At 55.4% G+C, this 26866-nt stretch carries 21 protein-coding genes; 13 read left to right on the top strand and 8 right to left on the bottom strand.

What is annotated here, in order from left to right; genetic code table 11:
• Positions 1-12 precede the first annotated feature (12 nt).
• From GOX61_RS16490 to xdhA, 4 genes are read right to left on the bottom strand one after another with little or no spacing between them, the layout of a single operon-like run.
• A complete protein-coding gene (locus tag GOX61_RS16490) occupies positions 13-1530 on the bottom strand; it encodes an ABC transporter ATP-binding protein (protein ID WP_170335460.1) in 1518 nt (505 codons plus the stop codon).
• The gene (gene xdhC / locus GOX61_RS16485) at positions 1527-2462 is read right to left on the bottom strand and encodes a xanthine dehydrogenase accessory protein XdhC (protein WP_155148072.1); all 936 of its coding nucleotides are present in this window, start codon (positions 2460-2462) and stop codon (positions 1527-1529) included. Before xdhC ends, GOX61_RS16490 begins: the two co-directional genes overlap by 4 nt.
• Complete coding sequence (gene xdhB / locus GOX61_RS16480; protein WP_170335458.1) at positions 2462-4864, bottom strand: xanthine dehydrogenase molybdopterin binding subunit; 2403 nt, start codon at positions 4862-4864, stop codon at positions 2462-2464. The genes xdhC and xdhB overlap by 1 nt, the downstream gene beginning before the upstream one ends.
• Complete coding sequence (gene xdhA, locus GOX61_RS16475; RefSeq protein WP_170335456.1) at positions 4861-6222, bottom strand: xanthine dehydrogenase small subunit; 1362 nt, start codon at positions 6220-6222, stop codon at positions 4861-4863. Before xdhA ends, xdhB begins: the two co-directional genes overlap by 4 nt.
• A gap of 344 nt (positions 6223-6566) precedes the next feature.
• Between xdhA and dnaE the strand changes: the two genes are divergently transcribed.
• The 3 genes from dnaE (at position 6567) to GOX61_RS16460 (ending at position 10750) form a co-directional block, all read left to right on the top strand.
• Entirely contained in the window at positions 6567-10067 is a 3501-nt protein-coding gene (gene dnaE, locus GOX61_RS16470; protein WP_170335454.1) for a DNA polymerase III subunit alpha, read from the top strand.
• Between the two features lie 90 nt (positions 10068-10157).
• Positions 10158-10376, top strand: a complete 219-nt coding sequence (locus tag GOX61_RS16465; RefSeq protein WP_155148081.1) for a hypothetical protein — start codon at positions 10158-10160, stop codon at positions 10374-10376.
• Between the two features lie 26 nt (positions 10377-10402).
• Positions 10403-10750, top strand: coding sequence for a hypothetical protein (locus GOX61_RS16460; protein ID WP_209016279.1), 348 nt, complete (start codon positions 10403-10405; stop codon positions 10748-10750).
• Positions 10751-10754: 4 nt separating this feature from the next.
• On the opposite strand, the gene GOX61_RS16455 is transcribed toward GOX61_RS16460, so the two are convergent.
• Positions 10755-10949 carry a SlyX family protein gene (locus GOX61_RS16455; protein WP_155148085.1) on the bottom strand — a complete coding sequence of 65 codons (195 nt, stop codon included), beginning with the start codon at positions 10947-10949 and terminating at the stop codon, positions 10755-10757.
• A gap of 148 nt (positions 10950-11097) precedes the next feature.
• Here GOX61_RS16455 and hisS point away from each other — a divergent pair, with 148 nt between their 5' ends.
• The 3 genes from hisS to hisG are packed head-to-tail and all read left to right on the top strand — an operon-like array spanning position 11098 to position 14363.
• Entirely contained in the window at positions 11098-12585 is a 1488-nt protein-coding gene (hisS, locus tag GOX61_RS16450) for a histidine--tRNA ligase (RefSeq protein WP_170335452.1), read from the top strand.
• A gap of 3 nt (positions 12586-12588) precedes the next feature.
• Positions 12589-13677: an ATP phosphoribosyltransferase regulatory subunit gene (locus GOX61_RS16445; RefSeq protein WP_170335450.1), complete on the top strand. Its 1089-nt coding sequence runs from the start codon at positions 12589-12591 to the stop codon at positions 13675-13677.
• Complete coding sequence (gene hisG, locus GOX61_RS16440) at positions 13674-14363, top strand: ATP phosphoribosyltransferase (RefSeq protein WP_170335448.1); 690 nt, start codon at positions 13674-13676, stop codon at positions 14361-14363. Before GOX61_RS16445 ends, hisG begins: the two co-directional genes overlap by 4 nt.
• Positions 14364-14365: 2 nt before the next feature.
• Here hisG and GOX61_RS16435 read toward each other — a convergent pair whose 3' ends face one another.
• Positions 14366-14797, bottom strand: a complete 432-nt coding sequence (locus GOX61_RS16435) for a DUF1489 family protein (protein WP_170335446.1) — start codon at positions 14795-14797, stop codon at positions 14366-14368.
• Positions 14798-14926: 129 nt separating this feature from the next.
• On the opposite strand from GOX61_RS16435, the gene GOX61_RS16430 reads away from it, so the two are divergent.
• The 3 genes from GOX61_RS16430 to GOX61_RS16420 all read left to right on the top strand — a co-directional run bounded on the left by GOX61_RS16430 (position 14927) and on the right by GOX61_RS16420 (position 20099).
• A complete protein-coding gene (locus GOX61_RS16430) occupies positions 14927-17209 on the top strand; it encodes an adenosylcobalamin-dependent ribonucleoside-diphosphate reductase (protein WP_170335444.1) in 2283 nt (760 codons plus the stop codon).
• A 601-nt stretch (positions 17210-17810) separates the two neighbouring features.
• Positions 17811-19130 (top strand): hypothetical protein, encoded by a 1320-nt coding sequence (locus tag GOX61_RS16425; RefSeq protein ID WP_170335442.1) that lies wholly within the window; start codon positions 17811-17813, stop codon positions 19128-19130.
• A gap of 42 nt (positions 19131-19172) precedes the next feature.
• On the top strand, positions 19173-20099 hold the full coding sequence (locus GOX61_RS16420; protein WP_170335440.1) for a DUF2971 domain-containing protein: 927 nt from the start codon (positions 19173-19175) through the stop codon (positions 20097-20099).
• A 619-nt stretch (positions 20100-20718) separates the two neighbouring features.
• On the opposite strand, the gene GOX61_RS16415 is transcribed toward GOX61_RS16420, so the two are convergent.
• Entirely contained in the window at positions 20719-21042 is a 324-nt protein-coding gene (locus GOX61_RS16415; RefSeq protein ID WP_254436901.1) for an excinuclease ABC subunit A, read from the bottom strand.
• 397 nt (positions 21043-21439) lie between these two features.
• On the opposite strand from GOX61_RS16415, the gene GOX61_RS16410 reads away from it, so the two are divergent.
• Positions 21440-21628, top strand: a complete 189-nt coding sequence (locus GOX61_RS16410) for a hypothetical protein (RefSeq protein ID WP_170335438.1) — start codon at positions 21440-21442, stop codon at positions 21626-21628.
• 255 nt (positions 21629-21883) lie between these two features.
• Here the strand turns inward: GOX61_RS16410 and GOX61_RS16405 are convergent, their stop codons facing one another.
• Positions 21884-23035 (bottom strand): hypothetical protein, encoded by a 1152-nt coding sequence (locus GOX61_RS16405; RefSeq protein WP_170335352.1) that lies wholly within the window; start codon positions 23033-23035, stop codon positions 21884-21886.
• A 197-nt stretch (positions 23036-23232) separates the two neighbouring features.
• Here GOX61_RS16405 and GOX61_RS22375 point away from each other — a divergent pair, with 197 nt between their 5' ends.
• Genes GOX61_RS22375 through GOX61_RS16390 form a run of 3 tightly spaced genes read left to right on the top strand, consistent with a single transcriptional unit; the run spans position 23233 to position 25863 of the window.
• Positions 23233-23838 carry a PepSY domain-containing protein gene (locus tag GOX61_RS22375; RefSeq protein WP_217353896.1) on the top strand — a complete coding sequence of 202 codons (606 nt, stop codon included), beginning with the start codon at positions 23233-23235 and terminating at the stop codon, positions 23836-23838.
• A gap of 37 nt (positions 23839-23875) precedes the next feature.
• The gene (locus GOX61_RS16395) at positions 23876-24535 is read left to right on the top strand and encodes a response regulator transcription factor (RefSeq protein ID WP_170335436.1); all 660 of its coding nucleotides are present in this window, start codon (positions 23876-23878) and stop codon (positions 24533-24535) included.
• Complete coding sequence (locus GOX61_RS16390) at positions 24535-25863, top strand: sensor histidine kinase (RefSeq protein ID WP_170335434.1); 1329 nt, start codon at positions 24535-24537, stop codon at positions 25861-25863. The genes GOX61_RS16395 and GOX61_RS16390 overlap by 1 nt, the downstream gene beginning before the upstream one ends.
• Positions 25864-26866: the final 1003 nt, after the last annotated feature.

Here is a 26866-nt window from a genome sequence, read left to right as displayed (position 1 = left end):
GTTTTTCCTGGCTTACACATGGGCCACCTCCATGCCATGTGCGCCGCCCATCATCAGGCCGATTTCGTCTACTGTCAGGCCGGTCGTGGGCCGCGGAGCGCTCAGCCGGCCTTCGTTCAGGGCAGCAAAGCTGTCCGAAATCTCCATAAGCTCGTCGAGATCCTGAGAGATGCAGATGACCGCAGTACCTTTTGCTGCCAGATCCAGAATGGCCTGCCGGATCGCGGCAGCAGCGGCGGCATCCACGCCCCATGTCGGCTGGTTCACCACCAGCACATCGGGGTCTTGCAGCACCTCTCGACCAATCACGAATTTCTGCAGGTTTCCACCCGACAGCGACCTCGCCGCATTCTCAGGTCCGGGTGTCCGAACATCAAAGGCCTCGATGATTTTCTCAGCAAAATTCTGGGTTTCGGTCCATTTCAGAAACCCTTTGCTTTCCAGCCCTTCCCGCACTGAGCCCGTCAATAAGGCATTTTCAGTGAGGCTCATGTCCGGCGCAGCAGCGTGGCCCAGCCTTTCTTCCGGCGCGGTCAGAACACCAAGCTTGCGGCGGGCCGTGGGCCCCAATTTACCAATCGCCTGCCCGTTGAACTTGATCGCGTCGGCAGTGGTTTGAATCTCACCCGACAATACGCCCAGCAACTCATCCTGTCCGTTGCCGGCGACACCGCCGATGCCAAGAACCTCACCCTTGCGAACTGTCATGTGAACGTTTCTCAGCGCGGTCCCGAACTCAGAAGGCGAAGGAACCGACAACCCACTGACATCCAGTGCAACGTCGCCAAACTCGCGCCCTGAACGCTCGGGGGTCTGAAGGGTCGAACCCACCATCATTTCGGCCATGTCACGGGCCGATGTTTCACTCGGAACACATTCGCCAACGTTCTTGCCCAGACGCAGGATCGTGGCGTGGTCGCAAAGCGTACGTATTTCCTCAAGCTTGTGCGAAATATAGAGGATCGACGTACCTTCGGACCGCAGTTTATTCAGTGTCTCAAACAGGATTTCGACCTCTTGTGGTGTCAGAACCGAGGTCGGTTCGTCCATGATCAGCAGCTTGGGATCCTGCAGCAGACAGCGAATGATCTCGACCCGCTGGCGCTCACCTGCAGACAGGTCACCGACGGTGCGGTAAGGATCCAGTGGCAGGCCATAAGTTTCCGAAACTTCGCGGATACGCGCGGCCAGATCGCCCATGGCCGGAGGGTTCTCCATCCCCAAGGCAATGTTCTCGGCCACGTTCAGCGCGTCGAACAGCGAGAAGTGCTGGAATACCATCGCAATCCCGTCGGCCCGCGCCGCGCGCGGTTCGGGGGGCGCAAAAGGTTGGCCGCGCAACAACATTGTACCGCTGTCGGGTTTCACCAGCCCGTAGATCATCTTCACCAGTGTGGATTTGCCGGCACCGTTTTCGCCCAGCAGGGCGTGAACTTCGCCTTCACCGATGTCAAAAGACACCTGATCATTGGCCACGACGCCGGGATAGGCTTTGGTCAGCCCTTGCAAGCTTAGGAGTGGAGTGGTCACGCGCTCAGGTCCTTCTTCAATTCAATCTGCCGGGCAGGGCGCAGGATTTGCGCCGCGACACCAACTGCGATCATCTGCGGGTGTTTGCCCAGGGACGGGTCCCCGATTGGGCAGGTGATCCGGCCAATCCGTTCGGGCGTATGCCCCAATGCGGCCAGCCGCGACCGGAATCGCGCCCATTTCGTAGCCGAGCCGATCAGGCCAGCAAAGCGGAAATCATGCAAAAGCAGCCTGTTGCACAGTTCCAGGTCCAAATTGTGTGAATAAGTAAGCACAAGATGCTCGGCATCGCGCGGTGCATGACGGACCAGCTCGGCCGGTTTGGCCGCCGGAACAATGGTCACACCGTTCGGCACCTCATCCGGAAAGCGTTCTGGCCCGGTATCAACCCAGGTAATTGCCAGATCGGGCAGGGGCGATAGGACATCGACCAGAGCCCGGCCGACATGACCCGCGCCCCAGATCCAAAGATTGCGCGTGGGTTCGTGAACCGGCTCGATCATCCATCCGTCAATCAGCTGCGGGTCGGGTTTTACACCCTGACCGCGGGCCTGTGCCAGCAAGCGTTTGACCGACAGTGGCATTTCACCGCCCGAGGCCGAGCGCGCGATGATCGTGTCATTCAGCTGTTCTACCGCCTCAAGGTCAAAGATTTCGCTAAGCAGGGTTACAGCCCCGCCGCAGCACTGACCCATATCCGGGCCAAGCGCGTGGTGTGTCTGGCGCGCAGGCGCTGTCTGGGACCGTGCCGCTTCGGCCGCCTGAAACTCCAGGGTACCTCCGCCGATGGTACCTGATTGCCCGTCCTCCCAAACAAGCATCGCGGCACCGACTTCGCGAGGGGATGACCCCTTGATCCCGGCGATGACCACCCGGACCACTTTGCCGTGGGTTTTGACCGCCTCCCTCAAAGCCTCTCGATCAAATCCCATCAGATGCCTCCCTTCATCCTTTGGACACCGTGCCAGACCTCTTCGGCCGTGGCGGGTGCATCCAGTGACGGATAACTGTCTCCGCAAGCTGCCACCGCATTCGACAGTGCCAGCCAGGCAGAGATACCCAGCATGAACGGCGGCTCTCCCACCGCCTTCGAGCGATAAATCGTGTCCTCGCGGTTTTGACCGTCCCACAAGGCGACATTGAAGATGTCCGGACGGTCTGAGCAGGCCGGGATCTTGTAGGTCGACGGCGCATGGGTGCGCAGGTTTCCTTTATCGTCCCAGACCAATTCCTCAGTCGTGAGCCAGCCTGCGCCCTGGACGTATCCACCTTCAACTTGTCCGACATCCAACGCAGGGTTCAGCGACGCGCCTGCATCATGCAGGATGTCGGTGCGCAGGATGCGGTTCTCACCGGTCAGCGTATCGACTGCGACCTCGGTAACAGATGCACCATAGGCGAAGTAAAAGAACGGACGGCCACGGCCCTTGATTCGGTCCCACTCGATCTTGGGCGTTTTGTAGAATCCCGTAGCCGACAGGCTGATGCGGCCCTGATAGGCCAGCGCGGCAGCTTCGGCGAAGGAATAGCGTTCCTCTCCGATCGCGACATGTCCATCCGAGAAGGTGACCGCGGATGGGTCGGCCTGATGCCGTTCGGCCAGATAATCGGCCATGCGGTCGCGGATCGTGTCGCAGGCTGCTTTTACCGCCATTCCGTTCAGGTCACTGCCGGAAGACGCCGCCGTCGCCGAGGTGTTGGGCACCTTGGCGGTGTCGGTGGCGGTGATCTTAACCATCTCCAGTGGAATGCCAAAGCGCGAGGCCGCAACCTGCGCAACCTTCTGGAACAGGCCCTGACCCATTTCAGTGCCGCCATGGTTCAGGTGGACAGAGCCGTCTTGATACACATGCACCAGCGCACCCGCCTGGTTCAGATGGGTCAGCGTGAAGGAAATTCCGAACTTGACCGGAGAAAAGGCGATCCCCTTCTTGATCACTCTGTTCTCGGCGTTCCATTTCTCGATGGCTGCCTTGCGTGATGCGTAGTCGCTGGTTTTCAGCAGCTTTTCAGTCATGCCGTGCAGCTCGAAGTCACTAACTTCCATACCGTAAGGCGTGGTGTTGCCGCCTGCGGGCAGAGGGCGTACGGGCGTGTCTCCCATCTCGACCGCGCCCCGGCTGGTCAGGTCCTCATGCGGATCGGGGTGGCCCAGAGGTTTTTCCGTAGGCACATTGTCCGCAACCGTATGTGCCGGTTCATAGTAATTCCGGCGGCGCAGCTCGACCGGATCTATGCCCAATTCATAGGCCGCGTGGTCCATAACGCGTTCGATACCAACCATACCCTGCGGGCCGCCAAAGCCACGATAGGCGGTGGCGGATTGGGTGTTGGTTTTCAGCCGGTGGCTTTCAATCCGTGCATTCGGCAACAGATAGGCGTTGTCCGAATGCAGCATTGCACGGTCCGCGACGGGTAGGGACAGGTCCTGCGCCCAACCGCAGATCGCGTAGTGGTGGAAGGATACGCCCTGAATATGGCCGTTCTCATCGAACCCGGCCTTGTACGCGATGCGGAAGGCGTGGCGTTTGCCGGTGATGATCATATCATCGTCGCGGTCATAGCGCATCTTGCAGGCCTTACCGGTGGCACGGGCCGCCACAGCACAGGATACAGCCAATGCGTTGCCCTGACTTTCCTTGCCGCCAAAACCACCGCCCATGCGACGAGTCTCGACACGTACGGCATGCATGGGAACGCCCAATGCATCCGCCACTTTGTGCTGAATCTCGGTCGGGTGCTGGGTCGAGCTATGCACCAGCATATCCGCGCCCTCATTCGGCACGGCCAGCGCGGCCTGACCTTCCAGATAGAAATGCTCCTGCCCGCCGATCTCGAACGTACCTTCAATGACACGCGCAGACCCGGCAATAGCTGCATCGGCGTCACCTTTGGCGTAGATGCGAGGGCCATCCTCGAACCGGCTGTTGGCGGCCAGCGCCTCTTCGACCGTCAGAATTGGGGTTTCTTCGGCATACTCGATGTTGCCCAACCGGGCAGCCTTGCGCGCGGCCAGATGGCTGGTGGCGATCACAAGGAAAACAGGCTGTCCGATGTAGTGAATCGAACCATCCGACAGCAGCGGCTCGTCATGGATCGACGGAGAGACGTCGTTTGCAAAGGGCAGGTCATCGGCGGTCATGACCATGACGACTCCATCGGCAGTTTTTACTGCTGACAGATCCACCGACGTGATCGTGCCCTTGGCAATCGGGCTAAGGCCGAAGGCCAGATGCAGCGATCCCTTAGGTGTCGGAATATCATCCACATAACGCGCGGTTCCAGAGACATGCAACGGCGCCGCGTCATGGGGGAGGGGTTTGGTCACACTCATGCCGACACCTCCAATACGTTTGTGACTTCGCCTTGATCTTCGAGGAAATACCTCTCAAGCATCGCTTTTGCGGTCTCCAACCGGTAGTTGGCCGAGGCGCGCATATCCGTCATCGGCGTGAAGTCGTTGGTAAAGGCTGGGATTGCGGCTTGAACGGTTTCGTTAGTCCAGGGTTTGCCATTCAGCGCTGCTTCGACGTTCGAGGCGCGCTTTGGAATGCCGGCCATGCCGCCGAACGCGATACGTGCATTGGTGACCATGCCATCCGCAACTGTGATGTAGAAACACCCACACACGGCCGAGATGTCCTGATCAAACCGTTTGCTGAGCTTGTAAGCTTTCAAACGATCCTCCTGACGTGTGAAACTGACGGCTTCGACGAATTCGCCCGGCGCGCGGTCTTGCTTGCCGTAATCGATGAAGAACTCTTCCAGCGGGATTGAGCGACGCGTGTCACCTTTACGCAGATGCAGCGTTGCACCCAAGGCAATCAGGGCGGGTGGGTTGTCCCCGATGGGCGAGCCGTTAGCGATGTTGCCACCGACCGTGGCCGCGTGGCGTACTTGTACACTGGCGTAACGACGGATCATTTCAGCGTAGGAAGGATGCAGGTTGGCCAGCGCTTCGCCCATACGGTTCATGTCGACCATGGCACCAAAGCGGATTTCGTTATCCGTGATGGTGATCTCTTTCAGATCATCGCAACGGTTCAGGAATATCACCGGGTCGAGATCCCGAAGTTGCTTTGTCACCCAAAGACCAACATCTGTTGCGCCGGCAACCAGTGTAGCGTCCGGATGCTTGGCATAAACAGTCGCCAGTTCATCCGATGACCCAGGCAACATGGGCGATGTCACCCGTGTTGCTACCGGCTTGTCTTTAACCCAAACCGGGACCGGTTGGGCCTCGGCGGCCTCGGCCGCCCGGATGATCGGTGCGTAACCAGTGCACCGGCACAGGTTTCCGGCAAGCTGTGTATCGTGATCCTTGGCACCATTGGCGTGGCTTGCTACCATCGACATGACGAAACCGGGGGTACAGAAGCCGCATTGCGATCCGTGCAGATCCACCATTGCTTGCTGAACAGGATGCGTCTCGCCATCCGGCCCGCTGGCACCTTCGACGGTGCGCACCGCTTTGCCGTGTAGTTGAGGCAGGAACAGGATACAGGAATTCAGCGCTTTGTGTCCGCCCTCGTCCGTGACCATGACGGTGCAGGCCCCGCAATCGCCTTCGTTGCAGCCTTCCTTGGTGCCGGTCAGGCCGCGATCTTCGCGCAGCCAATCCAGCAAGGTCGCCGTCGGATCAACATCCGCCAGCTCCACAGTCTCTCCGTTCAGAAGAAACGTGATATTCATGAGTGAAACCCGTCGCCTTACCCGGTTGCGCCCTTGGGTGCTCTCCTTCGATGCGACGTAGAAAGAGTAGCGGGCGAATAGCTTGCCGTCAGATGTTAGAAACAGCGCAGGTTGTCTGGCAAGAAAAACTACCTATGTGATACACCATTGGGCACTGACGCTGCGTGATTGTGCTGTTCGTTTAATAAGCACATGATTGAAACTAAAGCGCTTTTTGCCTTTGGTTGCTGCTGAACTCCGAAGCACCTTCTGGAAAACCCGAATAATCAACGCTGATTTTTAAGGCATTCCAAAGCGACGGTTCCTGCTTTTGCCCCGTGTCCGACTGAGATAGCGTGGCGGTTATGAGCAGTACTCCTCGATTCATTCACCTCCGCGTTCACACAGAATATTCCCTTTTGGAAGGCGCCGTGCGGCTGAAAAAGCTGCCCGGCTTGTGTGAAAAGATGGATATGCCCGCCGTCGCGGTAACCGACACCAACAGTATGTTCTCGGCACTGGAGTTTTCGGTGACGGCCAGCGGGGCCGGAGTGCAACCGATCATGGGCTGTCAGGTCGATCTGACCTATGTGCAGGCTCAACCGGGGGAAAAGCCCAAAGCGCCAGCGCCGTTGGTCCTGCTTGCGCAGTCCGAGGTTGGATATGAGAACCTGATGAAGCTCAGCTCTTGCCTGTACGTGGATAAGGGCGGGCAGTTGCCGCAGGTGACGCTAGAGGAGCTTTCAGAACGATCGGATGGCCTGATCTGTCTCACCGGTGGGCCGGATGGTCCGGTTGGCATGCTGCTGCAGCAGGGTCAGCGCCCGGCGGCTGAGGCTTTGGTGGATCGTCTGGCAGCGATGTTCCCTGATCGATTGTACATAGAATTGCAGCGCCATCCCGGTGAGGGCGGTCAGCCCGAAGCGGAACGCCTGACCGAGCGCGGTCATGTCGAGATGGCCTATGCCAAGAACCTGCCGTTGGTCGCCACCAATGACGTCTATTTTCCGACCTCAGATATGTATGAGGCGCATGATGCGCTGATCTGCATCTCCGAGGGCGCTTATGTCGATCAGCAGGAAGGACGCCGTCGCCTGACTGCGCAGCACTATTTCAAGTCGCAGCAAGAAATGGTGACCCTGTTCGCCGACCTGCCCGAAGCGATTGAAAACACGGTCGAGATCGCCAAACGCTGCGCCTTCATGGCTTATCGCCGTGATCCGATCCTTCCGAAATTCGCAGATGACGAGGTGGCCGAGTTGCGGCGTATCGCCAACGAAGGCCTGCAGAAACGTCTGGCCGTTATTCCGCATGCGGTGACGCCCGAAGAGTATCAGGAGCGGCTGGATTTCGAGCTTGGTATCATCGAAGGCATGGGGTTCCCGGGCTATTTTCTGATCGTTGCCGACTTCATCCAATGGGCCAAAGACCACGACATTCCAGTGGGGCCGGGGCGGGGTTCGGGTGCGGGCTCGCTGGTCGCCTATGCGCTGACGATTACCGACCTTGACCCACTGCGGTATTCACTGCTTTTCGAACGCTTCCTGAACCCGGAACGTGTCTCGATGCCGGACTTCGATATCGACTTCTGCATGGACCGCCGCGAAGAGGTGATCCGTTACGTGCAGCAGAAATACGGGCGCGACAAGGTGGGGCAGATCATCACCTTTGGTGCGCTTCTATCCAAGGCCGCCGTGCGCGATATCGGGCGGGTTTTGCAAATGCCGTACGGGCAGGTCGACCGCCTGTCCAAGATGATCCCGGTCGAGGGAGTTAAACCTGTCTCGATCGAAAAGGCGTTAAAAGATGAACCTCGCCTTCGCGAAGAAGCGCGAAACGAAGAGGTCGTCGATCGTCTGTTGACCTATGGCCAGCAGGTCGAGGGGCTATTGCGAAACGCCTCGACCCACGCGGCGGGTGTGGTGATCGGGGACCGCCCGCTTGATGCTCTGGTGCCGCTGTATCAGGACCCGCGCTCTGACATGCCTGCGACCCAGTTCAATATGAAGTGGGTCGAACAAGCCGGGCTGGTGAAATTCGACTTTCTGGGCCTGAAGACGCTAACCGTGATCCAGAACGCGATGGATTTGATTTTCAAATCTGATCGCCCGTTGCATGTCGCTGCTGATGGTACTGTGCTTTATGAACCCGCCGAAGGGGCAGAGAACCAGATCAACGCCATTCCACTGGATGATGAGGCGACATATAAACTCTATTCGGCAGCCAAGACAGTAGCTGTGTTCCAGGTGGAATCCTCGGGTATGATGGATGCGCTCAAGCGCATGAAGCCTACCTGTATCGAGGATATCGTGGCCCTCGTCGCGTTGTACCGTCCGGGCCCGATGGAGAACATCCCGACCTATTGCGAGGTCAAGAACGGGCTGCGGAAAATTGAATCCGTCCACCCGCTGATCGACTACATCCTTGAGGAAACCCAAGGCATCATCGTTTATCAGGAACAGGTTATGCAGATCGCGCAGGTCATGGCAGGCTATAGCCTCGGCGGCGCTGACTTGCTGCGCCGTGCGATGGGTAAAAAGATCAAAGAGGCGATGGACGCCGAGCGCCCCAAATTCGAAAAGGGTGCGGGAGAGAATGGTGTCGACGCCAAGAAGGCGTCTGAGGTCTTCGACCTGCTCGAGAAATTCGCCAACTACGGCTTCAACAAATCCCACGCAGCGGCTTACGCGGTCGTCAGCTATCAAACCGGCTGGCTAAAGGCGAACCACCCGGTCGAGTTCATGGCCGGTGTCATGAACTGCGATATTCACCTGACCGATAAGCTGGCCATCTATTTCGAAGAAGTCCGCAAAGGGCTGGAATTGCCCTATGTGCCGCCCTGTGTGAATCGCTCTCTTGCGACATTCGATGTGGTCGATGGGCACCTGGTCTACGCGCTGGGCGCGCTCAAGAACGTGGGTGTCGAGGCGATGAACCTTGTCGTCGAAGGGCGCGGTGACAAGCCCTTCGTGAACCTGTTCGACTTTGCTCGTCAGGTTGACTTGAAGAAAGTCGGGAAACGCCCGCTGGAGATGTTGGCGCGGGCAGGGGCCTTTGACGAGCTTGACAAAAACCGTCGCCGCGTATTCGAAAGCCTTGATCCGCTCGTCCAATACTCGGCAGCAATCCATGATCAGAAGAACTCGAACCAGGTATCCTTGTTCGGTGAAGCTGGCGATGACCTGCCTGAACCACGGCTGTCTCCATCACCAGATTGGCTGCCTGCTGAACGTCTGAGCGAAGAATTCAAAGCTATCGGCTTTTATCTCTCGGGCCACCCGCTGGACGACTATATGCCAGCGCTTAAGCGCAAGCAGGTTCTGACGCTGGACGAGGTGATGGAAAAGGCACGCTCGGGCCCATTGATCGCCAAGATGGCCGGGGTTGTGGCCGGAAGGCAGGAGCGTAAATCCGCACGCGGTAACCGGTTTGCTTTTGCTCAGCTTTCAGATCCCACCGGGGCCTATGAGGTCACCTTGTTTTCGGAGACGCTGGAGAAAAGTCGCGAGTTTCTGGAAACTGGCGCGCAGGTGGTGCTGACCGCCGAAGCGACGATGGAAGCTGATCAGCTGAAACTATTGGGTCGGTCAGTAGGGCCAGTGGACTCGGTTGTGGCCGAAGCGGGTGCCACCGGATTGCGTATCTTTGTTGACGAGGCTGGCGTCCTGCCCACGGTTGCCAAGGTTTTGGAAGATGCAGCCAATGCCGCCAAAGGGACTTCAAAGGGGCCGATTCAGCTTTGCCTGCTTGACCCGGGTCTGCCCGGAGATGTCGAGATGGATCTGGGGCAGAGCTTTCCCATCAACCCGCAAATCAAAGGTGCCATCAAATCCCTGGACGGCGTTATGTCGGTCGAGGAAATCTGAACAGTCATTGGTTTGTTGCCAGAGGGTTAGCGCACGGTTAGGCTGAACGTATAAGTAATTCATTGGGTCACGTCATAGGAGGGCACCCAGATGACGATTGCTGGTACTGGATTCAGATTTTTCACTATCGCTGCGGCAACCTCGCTGATTTTGGCATCTGCGACCGCAGGATATGCGGACAACAAAAAGAAAAAGAATACAATTGAAGGCGCCCTGATTGGCGCAGGTGTTGGGGCGCTGGTCGGCGATGGCAAAGGTGCAGCGATCGGCGGTGTCGCTGGGGCCATTATCGGACATAACTGGAAGTGATTGCGATGCGGTTAAGTAAACTCAGAATGTCCGCTTACGCCGTGATCTTTGCGGGTCCCAGTGTGGCGATGGCCGATGATGCAGCAGATCAGATGGTGCAGGATGCATTGCCCCTGATGCACTATACGTGCGCCTCGATTGCTGAAGAGGCGGATGGTGACGAAGAATTTGTGGTGGCGGTTGTTCAGAAGATGACGGCTTTGTCGCTCTACAATCGTCAGGTCAATATCGAAGATCATGCGACCACGGATGAAGAAAAAGCACAGCTGCGTGAAGCATTCATAGCCGCTCTGTCGGATGGATGCGCCGCGGACAAGAACGCCCTATTGGGTGGAGTGGTCGACAACGCGGTGAAAACGACGCTGGGGTTTTGAACCCTCAGTAGTGAGGCGGGCGTTCGTCTCCGATGACAACGCCGCCTGACCCTTCCTGTGCCCGTTCAGCCTCGCGCTGCAGCAGCATTTCGACGCGACGGGTCAGGCGATCGATTTCGTCTTGTTGGCGTGTGACGACCGTGTTCAGCTCTTCAACTGTGCGGGTCAGATGGGCGATCTGTTCTTCCAGATGCTGCATTCGGGGCTCCTGTATCTGGGCCGGTCATAGCGGCACTGCAATCTCAAGACCAGAGAAACCATGCCCTGCGACAGAGGCTTGGCTTGCCCCGATCAGGGCCATGGGATAGACCGCGCGCGGAACATAAACCTCCCAAGGACGCCCCAAAATGGCCAAGCCCAAGAAACAGCCCCGCCCCAAGGCAATCACGCCGAAAGGGTTCCGCGACTATTTCGGCTCGGAAGTCTCGCAGCGAACTGAGATGCTGCGGACCATTGCTGGCGTCTATCATCGATACGGTTTTGATGCGCTGGAAAGCAGCGCTGTGGAAACCGTCGAAGCGCTGGGCAAGTTCCTGCCAGACGTGGATCGCCCGAATGAGGGGGTCTTTGCATGGCAGGAAGTTGACGAAAACGACAAGGGCGACTGGATGGCCCTGCGCTATGACCTGACCGCACCACTGGCGCGGGTCTATGCGCAGCACCGCAACGATCTGCCGACGCCTTATCGCCGCTATGCGATGGGGCCGGTCTGGCGCAACGAAAAGCCCGGACCAGGTCGCTACCGCCAGTTCTATCAGTGCGATGCCGATACGGTGGGTACGGCCTCGATGGCCGCGGACGCCGAGATTTGCGCAATGCTGTCTGATACGTTGGAGACCGTCGGCATTCCGCGCGGCGATTATCTGGTGCGCGTCAATAACCGCAAAGTTCTGAACGGTGTGCTTGAGGCGATGGGCCTTGGAGATGATGTTGCCGCTCGTGACAATGTCCTGCGCACCATCGACAAGTTCGACAAGGTGGGTGAGCAGGGTGTGCGTGAGTTGCTGACCAAAGGTCGTTTGGACGCATCGGGTGCGTTTATTGACGGAGTTGGTCTCAGCGACGATCAGGCAGAGCCGGTGATTGCTTTCCTGACCTCGAAGGCGGCGGATACCGCTGGAACGCTGGCCAATCTGCGTACCGCTGTAGGTAACAGCAAGATCGGCGTGGACGGAATTGCCGAGTTGGAGCAAATCGGCGCACTGCTCGATGCAGGTGGGTACGGAGCGGACCGGATCGAGATCGATCCTTCGGTTGTGCGCGGTCTGGGCTACTATACTGGCCCGGTCTACGAGGCTGAACTGACCTTCGAAATTTTCGACGAGAAAGGCCGCAAGCGGCAGTTTGGGTCAGTCTCGGGCGGTGGACGTTATGACGATCTGGTCAAGCGATTCACCGGACAGGAAGTTCCCGCGACGGGTATTTCTATCGGCGTCGATCGACTGCTGGCCGCCCTGCGTGAGAAGGGCAGGATCGCCGCGCAAGCGACCGGCCCGGTGGTCGTTACCGTAATGGATCGCGACCGGATGGCGGATTATCAGGCGATGGTGGCCGAGCTGCGTAACGCGGGTATTCGGGCCGAGGTTTATCTGGGTAACCCCAAGAACTTTGGCAATCAGCTGAAATATGCGGACAAGCGGAACTCTCCGATCGCGGTGATCGAAGGCGGTGACGAAAAGGCCAACGGGATCGTGCAAATCAAGGATCTGATCCTGGGCGCGAAAATTGCCGAAAGTGCCACGCTGGAGGAATGGAAAGAACGCCCCAGCCAGTTCGAAGTGCCACGTGGTGATCTGGTCGCCAAAGTGCGTGAAATTCTGGACAGTCAGGACTGATCCATGGCCAACCGTTCTCAGATACAGGCCCGCGCCGCGATGATGCGCGTCCGGTTCGAGGCCGCTGGCGCGCAGGTTGTCGATACGCCTTTGCTGCAACCGGCGGAAACGCTGCTTGATCTGTACGGCGAGGATATCCGTGCCCGGGCGTATGTGACCTCAGACGCTCTGCGGGGCGAACAGATGCTACGTCCCGACTTTACGCTGCCCGTTGTGCAGATGCACATGACAGAAGGGGCCGAGCCGGCACGATATACCTATTCCGGTGAAGTGTTTCGCCGTCAGGAGCATGATCCGGACCGGGCCAACGAGTACATTCAGGTCGGGTATGAGGTCTTTGACCGCGATGATCCCTCAGGGGCAGACGCCGAGGTCTTTTCTCTCTTTGCTCTGCAATTGCGCGGCTTGCCTTTGCGTGCGGCTACCGGGGACATTGGCATACTGATCGCTGCAGTACAGGGCCTGCGTACAACTGACCGTCGTAAGTCCGCTCTGATGCGGCACTTGTGGCGACCTCGCCGTTTCCGCATTCTGCTGGATCGATTTGCTGGACGTAAGCCTGAACCGGAATTGCGCAGCGAATTGCTATCGGCGGCTAATCCAATGGCTTTCGAGGCCCCGATGATCGGAAAGCGACGTGCATCAGAGATCGAGGCACGCATTGTAGCGTTGCGCGAAGATCGGGACACGCCACCCATTTCCGACAACGAACTTGCGGGCCTTGAGTCGCTGCTAACCGTGCGCGAGACAATGCCCTTTGCGCTTGAGCAATTGCGCGATGTGGCCGTCGATCTTCCTCAGATCACACCAGCCCTGGACCGGTTGGAGACGCGGATCGCTTCACTGCAGGCGCGCGGTGTCGATGTAGAAAAGTTGGATTTCGAGGCTGCCTATGGGCGTACATCGATGGAGTACTATGATGGGTTTGTCTTTGGCTTCTACGCCGAGGGTCGCCCTGATCTGCCTCCTATCGCCACAGGTGGACGATATGACGCCCTGACCCGGCAACTGGGTAACGGCGCGGAAATACCTGCGGTTGGTGGTGTGCTGAGACCGGACCTGATGCTCGAGATCGAGGAGGCGGCGCAATGAGCCTGAAACTGGGTGTGCCCTCGAAGGGCCGGTTGATGGAAAAAACCTTCTCATGGTTTGAAAAACGCGGGATTATTCTGTCCCGTAGCGGGTCTGACCGCGAGTATGCCGGCAAAGTTGAAGGGATAGACGGCGTCTCGCTGATCCTGCTTTCCGCTGGTGAAATCCCGCGCGAGCTAGCGGCGGGGCGCATCCACATGGGTGTAACGGGTACTGACCTTGTGCATGAGAAATTACCCCGATGGGAGCAGCAAGTCGAAGAAGTATCCCTTTTGGGCTTCGGTCAGGCTGACCTGATCATTGCCACCCCAGCCTGTTGGGTGGATGTCGATACGCTGGACGATCTGGATGGCGCTGCGGCTGCATTTCGTCGAACCCACGGGCACCGGCTGCGCATTGCAACAAAGTATCACAGGCTGGTGCGGGAATTCCTGACCGATGCAGGGGTGGCCGACTACACATTGGTGGATAGTCAGGGGGCAACGGAAGGCACGGTAGTCAACGAAACTGCCGAGGCCATCGCTGACATCACCTCAACCGGTGAAACGTTACGGGCCAATCACCTGAAGATCTTGTCTGATGGTTTGATTCTGAAGTCGCAGGCGACCCTGTGGCGCAGCCGAGAAGCCAGCTATAGCCCGGCTGATAAAGCGGTACTGTCTGAGTTGATGGATCGGCTGAGCTGATCTTAAAGGACGCCGATCTCAGCCAGCGCTCGGTTCAGATCTTCGGGCAGAGCATCATCCTGCGACTTGCCTTTGGGCAGGTCTGCGGGGGTATCTTCGGGCTTTAAATAGCGCCAACCCTGAAACGGTCGTTTCTGGGCGTTTTGGGTGCGATGCACTTCGGGTTCCAACACGATAGCGCAACGGCGAATGCCGTCGTCGCCGATAACCTCATCCAGCCTCAGGATACGCTGGCGGCATTGCACGACGCCTTTGATTACCCAATAGATCGACCCGCCCTTCAGAATCTCTGCCTCACGCTTGGGCCACATACGGGTGACATGGCGGGGCAAGCCGTCCTCGAACCGCTGGCGGTAGGTATCCTGCCACGCGATCAGGGTGTCGACGCTTTCCGATCCGACCGATAGTTTTATGAGGTTTACGTACTTATCCACAGCTTTCCCACAGAGTCGTCCCTAGGCCCACCTTTATATTGTAGCTCATGCGCGATTGTCATCAAGCTGTTGTGGTCGGGCGTTGAAATGGTCTAATCTGGGTGCCTCTTTCAAGACAGGGAATCACCAATGAGCCGCTTTGCCGCCCCCATCGCCGAGCAGATCTGGGACATGAAATACCGCTTTAAACAGGCGGATGGCACACCCATTGACCAGACAGTCGAGGACTCGTGGCGTCGCATCGCGCGCGATCTGGCTCAGGTCGAAAATGATCCCGCACACTGGGAGCAGAAGTTTTTCGAGGCTTTAGAAGATTTCAAATATCTTCCTGCAGGGCGCATTACCGCCGGAGCGGGGACCGCGCGGCGCGTTACCCTGTTCAACTGCTTCGTGATGGGGACAGTTCCGGACAGCATGGGCGGTATCTTCGACATGTTGAAAGAGGCGGCACTGACGATGCAGCAGGGCGGCGGAATCGGTTACGATTTCTCAACCATTCGTCCGCGCGGCGCGGATGTGCATGGCGTGGCCGCTGATGCCTCGGGGCCGTTGTCGTTCATGGATGTCTGGGACGCCATGTGCCGCACGATCATGTCGGCTGGATCACGCCGGGGTGCGATGATGGCGACCATGCGCTGCGACCATCCGGATATCGAGCACTTCATTACCGCCAAATCCGACCCTGCGCGCCTGCGTATGTTTAACATGTCGGTGCTGGTTACCGATGCCTTCATGGAGGCAGTCAAGGCTGATGGCCCATGGGAGCTGGTGTTCGGCGACAAGGTCTATCACACCGTTCAGGCGCGTGATCTTTGGAACAAGATCATGCAGGCAACCTACGATTATGCCGAGCCGGGTGTAATCTTCATTGATCGCATCAATCAGGCCAATAACCTGAGCTATGTCGAGACCATCGCGGCAACAAACCCCTGCGGTGAGCAACCTTTGCCGCCCTATGGTGCTTGCCTTTTGGGTTCGGTTAATCTGGCACGTCTGGTTGCGGATCCGTTCGGAAAAGACGCCCATCTTGATGAGGCGGCCATGCAAGAGCTGGTCGCAACCGCAGTTCGGATGATGGACAACGTGGTGGATGCGTCGAAGTTCCCGCTGCCGGAGCAAGCAGCAGAAGCTCAGGCCAAGCGCCGGATCGGTCTGGGTGTCACCGGGCTTGCGGATGCCTTGCTGATGCTGGGCCTGCGCTATGGCTCAGATGAAGCGGCGCAACAGACCGAGCGCTGGCTGCACGCAATCGCTCGCGCCGCTTATCTGGCGTCAGTAGACTTGGCCAAGGAAAAAGGCGCCTTCCCCCTGTTTGACGCTGAGAAGTATCTGGACAGCGGCACGATGCTGCAGATGGATGACGACGTACGCGATGCGATCCGCGAGCATGGCATTCGCAACGCCTTGCTAACATCAATCGCACCAACCGGGACGATCTCGCTCTATGCTGGGAACGTGTCGTCTGGGATCGAACCGGTCTTTGCCTATGCCTATACCCGCAAGGTTCTGCAGAAAGATGGCTCACGTACCGAAGAAGAGGTCGTGGATTATGCGGTTCAGATGTGGCGTGACAAGTTTGGGGATGTTGAGCTGCCGGACTACTTCGTCAATGCCCAAACACTGTCGCCGTCAGATCACGTCAAGATGCAGGCCGCTGCACAGAAATGGATCGACAGTTCGATCTCCAAAACCATCAACTGCCCCGAAGATATCAGCTTTGACGCGTTCAAAGATGTTTACATGCAAGCCTGGGATCTGGGCTGCAAGGGTTGCACTACCTACAGACCGAATGATGTGACGGGTTCTGTCCTGACGGTTTCTGAAAGCTCGGACAAAGTGCCCGGCGAAAGCGCTGATGCGCCTCATGAAGTTGATGGCGGCGATGTCATCTACATGTCCGAGCCTCTGGATCGACCACAATCGCTTGAGGGATCGACATATAAGCTGAAATGGCCCGATAGCGAGCATGCGATCTATCTGACCATCAATGACATCGTGATTGGCGGGCGTCGCAGACCATTCGAGGTTTTTATCAACTCGAAAAACATGGAGCATTATGCCTGGACGCTGGCCCTGACGCGGATGATCTCGGCTGTGTTCCGTCGTGGTGGTGATGTTTCATTTGTGGTTGAAGAGTTGAAAGCGGTGTTCGACCCGCGTGGTGGTGCCTGGGTTCAGGGCAAGTACATCCCATCAATTCTGGCCGCAATTGGTGGCGTGATTGAACAGCACATGGTCGCCATCGGCTTTCTCGAAGGAGAGGGGATGGGGCTGAAATCCGATCCGCAGGCGCAGGTTGTGAACATGGATGCTCCGCGTGGCAAGGCATGCCCATCCTGCGGACAATACGACATGGTCATGATCGAAGGGTGCATGACTTGCCGAAGCTGTGGTCACTCCAAGTGCGGCTGACCATCAGCCTGATTTGAATGTAGTGTGGCGTTTCATGCGACATGACCTAAACGTTTCAATAGGTCATTTTGGCTGTTGATAGGAGTAAACGGCCTCGGGTTTCTTCCGGGGTCGTTTGCAAATCTAACAAGGAAAGACGAATGAGATGGCGCGGCGCTGAAGAAACTATCAGGCTTTGATAAGAGAGGCGGCTAGCGGTCATCGGCCCCGCCAACGCCGAAGGTCTGCATTGCGGACTAAGACAGACCTTCGCTGCTCCTGTAACTTGCTGGGCAAGGCATGGGATAGCGGCCACACAGCGGACTTTCGCTGCGGTTGCAGCTCAGAGTGCCACTGATGACTGAATTACTGTTAAAGCGGACATTATGTTGGCACACGAACTTCGGGAAAATTAGCGTTGTCCTCAAGTGAGTTCTCCGACGCCAGCAACTATTGTAGCGCACAAAAATCCAGCTTTCTCGCTTGCGATCCCGAAGAGTAACTTGAGAGGGCATTTTTTTGAGCCCCCCCAAAAAAACGCTCATTATCAACGGAGTACTTTTCGATTGCCCGCTGCGCCGTACCCTATAGTTTTGAGTTCACTGCGCAAGGAGAATGGAGCATGAGCGAGACCGAAAGACGTCTAAAGGATCATTTGGACGCAAATCAAGCTATGCGTGAGCGCATGTGCTTGGAGATTTTGTCTGTACAAGATGACTACACCGATATCAGGCCTCGGCTACCAAAAGGCGGACCAGATGGAGGACGTGATTTACAGGGACACTATAAGGAAGATTTGTTCTTTGGCGCGGTTGGGTTTGTAAACGGTGCAACTGATTTGGCTGAGCACAGAAAGCAGATACAAAAAAAATTCAAAGAAGATTTGAAAAGCGCACTACAGCCAAAAAAGGACGACTCCCCGCAGGCAAAGGGGTTTGTGTTCCTCACAAACGTTGGTCTTACCCCGGGAATAATCGCGTCGTTGAAGAAGCACGCTTATGCTAAGGGTATCAGCTTTTGCGACATATTTGATCGAGAGAGATTAAGGATCGTTTTGGATTCCAATCGAGGGTATGTAACTCGGTTTCGATATCTAGATATTCCACTGAGTGACGCTGAGCAAAAGGAGTTTTTTAGCGCTTGGGCGGATGAGATTAACTCGGCGATCAGTTCCGGGTTGACGGGGCTAGATCAGCGAACGAAACGGATTCAATTTTTGTTGGAATCTCAAGCGCTTTTGGACAGCCTTTGGACGGTCATTGAACTTGATACATCAATTTGGGATGCCTGCAAGGGAGAGTTTTTCTTTCAAACGATGATCACACTGAGAGTCCACGTCGACGGACTTCTTGGCTTTACCTTTGGAGGAGGAACTGACGAAATAGTAGAGACGTTGGAACAGCAGGAAGCCCACTCTATCAGGCATCCCAAGAATAAACAGTACGGTTTTGGCTATAGTTGGCTTCTTCCCGGAACACCACAACATCAGCAGTATGCTGACTATGTAAAAAATCCAGAACACCCCAAAAATTCTCGCGTAGAAGAGAATATTGAGTACATTCGTACCTCGGGCTCCAGTGGCATACTGGAGGTGGGTGTTCCGCACTTGTATTTCAGGACGTTGTCCGAACCCTTTCTCGATCGATTTCAGCCCACTTGCAAAATGATCGACCTGGATCGTAGCATGATTGGTTTTGAGTGCAGCGGCGAACTCGCTGATCACATAGAAAAAATCACTATCGTCGGCGGAGGTTACGAGCTCTTGGTGCTATCCAAGTCAGATTTTCAGCTGAATCAGGGGAGCTTTGATCACTTGAAAATCCCTGTAGAGGCCAAGCAGGACGAAGAAAGTCATGATTGGGTTCGACTACGGCCTTCTGATTTTGCTTCCTTTTTTACAATTGATCTAATGTCGCAAACACCGCGACGTTACGATTGGTGATCAGGCCTCATAGAAACAAAATGATTCAGGGATATCCAAGAGTTGAAGATCTACAAGTATTTTTCTAGCAGCGTTATTGATTTAGTTTTTCAAAGGGAGGGGTTTTGCGGATTAAAATGTTCGCTTCCCAAAGAATACAACGACCCTTACGAGCTGTTTCTGGGGTTAAACTTTGACGTGCCCACGGAATGCCTTGCCACCTACCGCGACATTGTGCAGGTGGTCCCTCAATACCCAACAACTTGCTTTTCCAAGTCCCCAATTGTTTCGCCGATGTGGGCTCACTACGCCCAGAACCATTCTGGGTTTGTCCTTGAGTTTGACGTTGAAAAGTTGCGGGCGTGTTTTGAAGAAGTCGAAATTCGCGATGTCGACTACAAGTCCGAACCCAATCCAGCGCTCGCAGAATCGTTGATGCGGGTGACTGCCACAAAAAAACCTAGACACGCTGTTTGGCTGCGGCAGGCTGTTTTAACCGAAGCCTATTTTTCCAAGTACCGAGACTGGAGTTATGAACAGGAATGTCGCTTGGTTGATCGAAATCGGTATGTTGAAGTAGTTGGCGGTAACGACATCCTATTCATTCCGTCTGATTGCATTACAGCCATGATCGTCGGGAACAAATATCCCGAAAATCAGATGTCAAAAAGTGTAGAAGTTGCGGGCGCACAAGGGGTTGATTGGTTTCAACTTTGTATCGGAAAGAGTTTTCCCCTTCCCTTCATGGTGGCAGCCGAAGGTAGTACTTTCACATTTGGAAATGGGAAAATTACCGAAGCACTTCGTGTCTGCGAGGATTGCTGTGAGCCTTTGCTGGATGTCGGAGATTTGTGCGCTTGGTGTTCCATCACTGATTCCGACGCAGAGGAGGCGGCGCGGGGTAATCCGTTCAGGGTCTTGGATCACTATGGAATGCTGGAAGATTATTTGGCCACAGTACGCGATATTGAGAAAGGGAAGAAATCTTAAAGGCATAGGGCCGGTGCCCACTTCATAGAAGTTGTGTGCGAATTTCGTCCATAGGAATGCAGTTTGCCGAAAGCACTGAGGGGTCGAGTCCGGCTGACAGCATCTCAGTTCATCAGCAATGGCAGCTTACGGCTGGGATCTGCCGACTGCATTTGCAGCATCCAGATTGTGCGCCAATGACCGGTCAGGGCTCTCTGCTGCCATTCACTGCGGCTAGCTCGGATGGGTTTAATGTGCCCATAGCCGCGGTTGGCCAAGCTTCGGTCTTTCGCATTTACGGTAAGTCACGAACCGCATACTCCAGACATTCAAATCTAGATTTTGAAAGGCTGATGAGCGGGCTTTGCGGCCCATGACACTTTAAACCGCTGGGTTGAAGATGTCGGGAGACTTCATGGGTTTGAATTAGCTGACTTCGTTATCGAATAGGACAAATAGCAACTTACTCCGCCAGAAATACGCAAACAGTACCGGAAGTTCTTTTGGATATTCCATCTGTCGACTGCGACGGCAAAGGTCTGTTTGCATGGCCATGTCAGCGTTGAGCACTGACTTCAGTGAGTGCAAACGGAAGGGAATGACAGCAAATCGTGATAAGTCTAACTAACGGCGATGATACTTAATTCAGTACATTGGCTATTGCCCCTATCAGGTTCAACACCTCGTGCGTCTCACGGTTCACTTCGTATACATAGTCGCCAGCGCGCACGTAGTAGCCGTTTCGTCTAAGACCATATCTGTTGGGGTTGTCGATACGCACATACCCGTCATAGATGTAATCCCCGACCCGATATCGCTTGGCTTGGCCGGGCGGCACACATGGCACTGCTTTCTTCGCCAAGCCAGGCGGGCAATGTCCTGACTTGGATTTCACCGGAGTAGGCTGTGTGGTTGTATAGGCTTCAGCGATTGGTTCGAGCTTAGGAGTTTGTGGTCTATTCATCGCAGTGGCAACCGACGAAGTTTGGAATGCCACCAGGGTTGCTACAATTCCCAAAATTGTTTTCATTGCTGGTGCCTTTCTAACTTTAGTTGCCAAGTGACGCTCGAAGACGAGTATTGCTGAGCGCATAAGCAGTGACTCCCAACCTCCAGGTTCTTCCTCTGGAGCACGGTGGGCCCCTCACTACGATATGCTCAACAAACGACCTCCCAAACCGCAAAAGTTGAAAGCACTTCAACAGTATTGTGCGGCCAACAGCTCCTTTGTTCTTATTTCGCGAACAACATTAACTGAACGTGAACAATGTATTCTCGATGTGTTCAACCAAGCTTGGGCATAGTGACCAAGTTGGATCAAACGAAATGTATGTAGTTTGGTCAAAAACAAGGGGAACAGCATGATCAAGCCTGCCTTTGTAACTGAAGATCGTAGCACAACAGCTGCAATGCAGACCTCCGAAAAGAGCGCCGGAAAGCGTCTGCTAACTGGGATGAAGTCGAGCAATGGTCGCTTCCCTCCTATAGAAAATGCACTTAACGAGATCATAAAAAACGACCGGCTATCCGAGGCTCATAACAACGTCTGAAGGCAAATCAGTTGCCCCCCAACAATTCTCGATATTCGTCCTAACCATCGGAATTGTAAGGTGAATCCCGCCCCACATTGGGGCGGGATCTCTCTTTTGTCGCGCCTTGTGGTAACCGATTTTCTATGTCGGCATTTCAAACAATGTGGTCCAGCCTCTTCAATCCCCGTGAAGCAATAGGCTGGACCAACTTTCAGAACATCCGCGAGTAGATAGTTCTGTTTGAAGACCGAGATTGGTCTGTGACGCCCACGGCTACAAACCCAGAAGCGATTTGACTTGTTCCTCAACTGCGTCAGTGACTGGCTTGTTGGCTGCGGCTTCCAGAGCTTCACGCTCGGCTAAGTCTTGTTCTTCAACACGATCTGCCAGTTCTTCCACCTCTGCAACGGCTTCATTGTAGTCGATGGCAGCCTGCCTCTCGTCATTCAGTTCCTGAGCCTGATCGATTGAGCCGTCCAAAGCGGCTCGGGCTTCTTCGAGCTGCGCTTCGATCTCTGGATCTGTGCCGCCAGCGTCTTCCAAAGCCTGCTCAAGCTCTTGGACTTTGTCCCGGTTGTCTTGAACATCTCCCAGAGCGGCCTCCAAATCATTTTCGATTTCCTGCACCGTCCGGTCCGGCGGTTCCAATCCTGCGAGGACCTCCAAATGTTCCTCCAGATCCTCACGCAAAGGTTCTCCGGCCAGCACTGTATCTCGATAATTGGCAATTCTGCCTACGCGCGAATTTGGAGCAGCGTTTGCTAAAGCGGTTGGGCTGGCATTGGCTGCGTTCAGCGCACCCAATTCAGACGGGTGCGCTCCAAGCAGCGCCGCGATACGATTGCCTGTGGTGCGGGCAACAGGGCGTATGGACGCATCCACAATTGCAGTCCGGCGAATAGTACTTTGCGCATTGGCTTTGGGCTTGCTTCTCGTTGTCGTGGTGCCCTTTGCGGAGGAGGTCGTTTTGCGCACTTTCCCTTTTCCACTAAACAGATCCTTCAGAGAAAATCCGCCGCCTTTTCCTTGACCGGACCGCGCAGATTGCGATCTTGAATTGTCTTGTCCGGTTCCTCCGGCTTTGGTGCCGCTAAGGCCTCTGTCGGCTCCTTTTCCACGGCCACCATTTCCTACCGAGTTCTGATCTCCGGAAGCTCCATTGGCGCCGTTTCCGCCACCATTGCCGTTTCCGCCGCCATTGCCGTTTCCGCCACCATTGCCGTTTCCACCACCATTGCCGTTTCCGCCGCCATTGCCGTTTCCACCACCGTTGCCGTTTCCGCCACCGTTGCCGCCGCCATTGCCGTTACCTCCCTTAGCATAGGCAAAATCAGGAGTTGCCACTGTGGCAACAATGGCCACCGAACCCAACAAAGCGACGGTAAGAGTAGAGGCCTTTAGCAGTCCGCAAACGGTGTCTTTCATCTGATGTCTCCTCATGACACACGCCGACTGCGCTCAACGCGCTGAAGATAGCCGGGGTGTTTGGCGATTCTATTCGCATTCGAATCGCTGATGATTTTTGTTATTTGACGTGAGGGTGCTTGAACGCAGCGCTAACTGCTTGTTCATCAGCGGTTCACGTACGGCCCTATAATCTTTGCCAAAGGTATGAGGGTTTAATGCAGACCAAAGCGTTTTTGTTGCTTGCAGCTTTGCTGACTGTCTTGTCCGCAGGACAAGCGGCAGCGGATGCGCGTGAGCTCAAACAGGCCGAGCTGCGTATGGCAACACTGTCAGGAAGCGCGATCCGGTTGAAACGTGTCATAAACGGTGTGGAAAAAGCCTATGGCGGTACTCCGGTCGACGCGCGCGCCTTCAAAACGGACAAGATATACTACCGAATTCTGATCAAGAAGCCGGGGGGTAAGATCGTCAGTGTGATTGTGAATGCCGAGACCGGCACTGTTGTTTCAAATCGCTCGAGTGTCGGGCGCGAGATTTCCGCAGCTGCACGTTCCAATTCAACGAGAGCCAAAAGCAGTAATGGTCAGGGCAATTCTGATAACCGTGGGAACAGTGGAAGCCAAAGCAGTGCAGGTGGCAATGGTAACAGTGGCGGAAACGGCAACGGCGGCGGAAACGGCAACGGTAACGGCGGCGGTAACGGCAACGGTAACGGCAACGGTAACGGCGGCGGCAACAGTGGTGGAAACGGCGGCGGTAACGGCGGCGGCAACAGTGGTGGAAACGGCGGCGGGAATGGAAATGGGAATGGTAGAAATTAATGTGAAGCTGAGGTCGATTTAGCTGTAGTCTCTGGATATGCGAATACTTCTTGCCGAAGATGAACCCCAGCTATGCGAGCAAGTCAAAAGGCTGCTGGGTGCCGAAGGCCGCGTGGTGGACGTCGCCCACAACGGCACGGATGCATTGCATTTGGGAGCAACCGAGCCCTACGACATGATCATTCTCGACATTGGCTTGCCTGAACGTGATGGTATTTCAGTGCTGCGTGAATGGCGTAGTTCAGGTGTCAAAACACCTGTGTTGCTTCTGACCGCCCGAGATGGTTGGAGCGAACGTGTCGACGGTTTGGATGCGGGTGCGGATGACTACATGACCAAGCCATTCCACATGCCAGAATTGGCCGCGCGAGTCCGTGCAATCCTGCGACGACAAAGCGGCCAGATGAACCCGGTGATAGAAATGGGTGATGTCTCGCTGGATACGCGAAACGGCCGGGTCAGCGTCGATGGAATCCCCGTCGATCTTACCGCACAAGAAATCGCGGTTCTGACTTATCTTGCACACAACATTGGTCGTATGGTCTCACGTACTGAATTGTCCGAACACATCTACGAATATGACGGTGATCGAGATTCCAACACTATAGCCGTATTCGTGACACGCCTGCGCAAGAAGCTGGGTCCCGATCTGATCAAAACTGTTCGAGGGCGCGGCTACATGATTGATCCGTCCTGATGCTCTCGTTGCGCCAACGTGCCTTGCTTGGAGGTCTTGCCTCTGGTGCGTTGTCCGTTGGCGTTGGTACCCTTGTGGTTTTCTCGTATATCAATACACGAGTCCTCGAACAGTTCGACGGAGCGTTGATAGACCGTCACACCCAGCTTGTCGTTGGGCTTAGTTCTACGACAGATGACCCCGAAATCCTGCGCGAATTGATGTTTGATCCTGCTTACAGCACACCCTATTCAGGGAGGTATTGGCAAGTAATGGATAACAATGGTTTCACCTTTACCTCTGCCTCGCTATTCGATGAGACGATTGCAGCGCCTTCGCAGAACGATAATGAAGCGATTGTCTGGAATACCACAGGTCCGGATGGCGAGGCTGTTCGTAGCGTCTTTCAAAAGATCGCGTTTGAAGACGGAGCAGAATGGGGTGTGACTGTTGCTGAAAGCAGACATTTACTGATCAGTGAGCGCAGGGATGCGCAAAGCAATTTGCTTCCGGTTTTTGGGCTGGTCGGATTGATCGGGGTGGCCAGTTCCCTTTTGCTGATGTCAGCTATTGTTGGCCCACTCAGAAAGTTGCGCGCTGATGTGGCCCATCGCTGGGATCAGGGCGACGATCTGAAGCCACAAGATTACCCGGAAGAGGTTTCTCCGCTCGTAGAAGATCTCAATCAATTGTTGCATCGAAATCGGGAGATTGTCTCAAGTTCACGAAGGCAAGCCGCGGATCTGGCGCATGCGCTCAAAACACCGGCAGCCATTCTGCGAAACGAACTGGCGGACTTGTCGGATTCCGGAATAAATACTGAACCTGCGGAAGAGGCCCTCAGCCGAATTGACGCCCAACTTGGTCGTTCACTCGCTCGTATGCGGGCGTCCAACACCGGAGAACTCACGCATTCCCGAACAGATCTGACGAATTCGATCGAACGATTATCCAGGTTGTTTTTCGACATGGCTGAACGCGAAGGAAAAACGCTTACTTCATATTGTCAGACCGGTCTGCGTGTTAGAATGGATCCTCAGGATATTGAAGAAGTGATCGGAAACCTTCTCGACAATGCACTCAAGTGGTGCCGAACAACGTTTCACATCTCGGCAATTCGCGTTGGATCTGGCATCGAGATTTGCGTTGAAGATGATGGGCCAGGGATTCCAGAATATGCACGACGAGAGGCCCTTCGGTCCGGTGGGCGCCTTGATACCGCGATCGATGGAACCGGATTGGGGCTGGCAATTTCTGTTGATTTGTTGAACGCCTACGGTGGCAAGCTGGAACTGGGGGCGTCAGAACGCTTGGGCGGTTTGAAATGCGATGTATTGATTGGCACATGAGAAAGAAAACGAGTTGATCAAGTAAAGGCAGTCATAAACGAGACTGCGCTTGCCGCTTGTAGCGCACTTAAGGCGATGGCTTATTCAGATCGACTACACTGAGTTGAAAGCTTCTATACTAGTTTTGGTGCCTTCACATAAAAACAAGGGCTACGAGAAAACCAATGATAATTCCCATCGAGGCAACGGCAAAAGTTAGGGAGTAGTTTAGCATTTGGATCTTCCAATCTGATCGAATGAGCCTGAGCAGGACGCCCCCGACAAGACAACGGAACGCTATAATGCAGGACTAACATTGAATGCAGAAGGAACGCTCCGTTAACGTTCAGTTAACAATATCCTCCTGCGCCATGATTTGTCGTTGTCTCGCTAAACTTCAAGGTTTGAGGGAGTCAGCTTTCTGCAGTTCGCGACTTGCTGCACTCGCGATAGACCGAAGCGTGATCAAAGGCGGCTTTGGGCTCGACGCAGCCATTCTCTGCGGAGGGGTACCGATGAGAGATGGGCCCTTAGTTGCCGTCGGCCAAGTTTCGGTTTTTCGCATGTCCTGTAGGTCGCGAACCTGCAACTCCAGACAGCCAGGACTGGCTTGCGAAAGGCGAATGAGCGGGCTTAGCAGTCCTTTGGAAAATCAGGCGTCTGCCCCATCTACAGCTATCTGTTTGGGTGTTAGGGGTGAATAGCAATGTGCTTTCAAACGCGTCGAGGTCATCAATCAGCGTCGAAACGCAATGAAACAGTCAATGTTCTCAGGTTGAGTCGATAGTATTCCGCGCTTCGCTTCAAAAGCCAGAACCCCGCGCAAGTGGGCTCTTTTTTGCGAACATCCCCGACTAGCGCCCGGGGCTGTATCTCCCGATGAGGCCCTCTAATTTGTACCACTCGTTGCTTAGCAATACAGAAGCATCTCCGAGCTGCTGCGTCGAGGAAAGGCTCGTTTGACCCAAATCGCGCGCTGACGACAATTCAAAGCTACTGTCAGAGAGATTAGTGCTCTGGTGGG

The organism is Ruegeria arenilitoris (genome assembly GCF_013030265.1).
GTDB lineage: Bacteria > Pseudomonadota > Alphaproteobacteria > Rhodobacterales > Rhodobacteraceae > Ruegeria > Ruegeria arenilitoris_E.
This window is presented reverse-complemented; position numbering and strand designations above follow the sequence as displayed.

What these genes read in the sequence shown, in the direction of transcription:
- xdhC (WP_155148072.1), bottom strand. Translation starts at nt 2,462, where the DNA reads ATGGGATTTGATCGAGAGGCTTTGAGGGAGGCGGTCAAAACCCACGGC.
- xdhB (WP_170335458.1), bottom strand. Translation starts at nt 4,864, where the DNA reads ATGAGTGTGACCAAACCCCTCCCCCATGACGCGGCGCCGTTGCATGTC.
- xdhA (WP_170335456.1), bottom strand. Translation starts at nt 6,222, where the DNA reads ATGAATATCACGTTTCTTCTGAACGGAGAGACTGTGGAGCTGGCGGAT.
- dnaE (WP_170335454.1), top strand. Translation starts at nt 6,567, where the DNA reads ATGAGCAGTACTCCTCGATTCATTCACCTCCGCGTTCACACAGAATAT.
- GOX61_RS16465 (WP_155148081.1), top strand. Translation starts at nt 10,158, where the DNA reads ATGACGATTGCTGGTACTGGATTCAGATTTTTCACTATCGCTGCGGCA.
- GOX61_RS16460 (WP_209016279.1), top strand. Translation starts at nt 10,403, where the DNA reads ATGTCCGCTTACGCCGTGATCTTTGCGGGTCCCAGTGTGGCGATGGCC.
- GOX61_RS16455 (WP_155148085.1), bottom strand. Translation starts at nt 10,949, where the DNA reads ATGCAGCATCTGGAAGAACAGATCGCCCATCTGACCCGCACAGTTGAA.
- hisS (WP_170335452.1), top strand. Translation starts at nt 11,098, where the DNA reads ATGGCCAAGCCCAAGAAACAGCCCCGCCCCAAGGCAATCACGCCGAAA.
- GOX61_RS16445 (WP_170335450.1), top strand. Translation starts at nt 12,589, where the DNA reads ATGGCCAACCGTTCTCAGATACAGGCCCGCGCCGCGATGATGCGCGTC.
- hisG (WP_170335448.1), top strand. Translation starts at nt 13,674, where the DNA reads ATGAGCCTGAAACTGGGTGTGCCCTCGAAGGGCCGGTTGATGGAAAAA.
- GOX61_RS16430 (WP_170335444.1), top strand. Translation starts at nt 14,927, where the DNA reads ATGAGCCGCTTTGCCGCCCCCATCGCCGAGCAGATCTGGGACATGAAA.
- GOX61_RS16425 (WP_170335442.1), top strand. Translation starts at nt 17,811, where the DNA reads ATGAGCGAGACCGAAAGACGTCTAAAGGATCATTTGGACGCAAATCAA.
- GOX61_RS16415 (WP_254436901.1), bottom strand. Translation starts at nt 21,042, where the DNA reads ATGAATAGACCACAAACTCCTAAGCTCGAACCAATCGCTGAAGCCTAT.
- GOX61_RS16410 (WP_170335438.1), top strand. Translation starts at nt 21,440, where the DNA reads ATGATCAAGCCTGCCTTTGTAACTGAAGATCGTAGCACAACAGCTGCA.
- GOX61_RS16405 (WP_170335352.1), bottom strand. Translation starts at nt 23,035, where the DNA reads ATGAAAGACACCGTTTGCGGACTGCTAAAGGCCTCTACTCTTACCGTC.
- GOX61_RS22375 (WP_217353896.1), top strand. Translation starts at nt 23,233, where the DNA reads ATGCAGACCAAAGCGTTTTTGTTGCTTGCAGCTTTGCTGACTGTCTTG.
- GOX61_RS16395 (WP_170335436.1), top strand. Translation starts at nt 23,876, where the DNA reads ATGCGAATACTTCTTGCCGAAGATGAACCCCAGCTATGCGAGCAAGTC.
- GOX61_RS16390 (WP_170335434.1), top strand. Translation starts at nt 24,535, where the DNA reads ATGCTCTCGTTGCGCCAACGTGCCTTGCTTGGAGGTCTTGCCTCTGGT.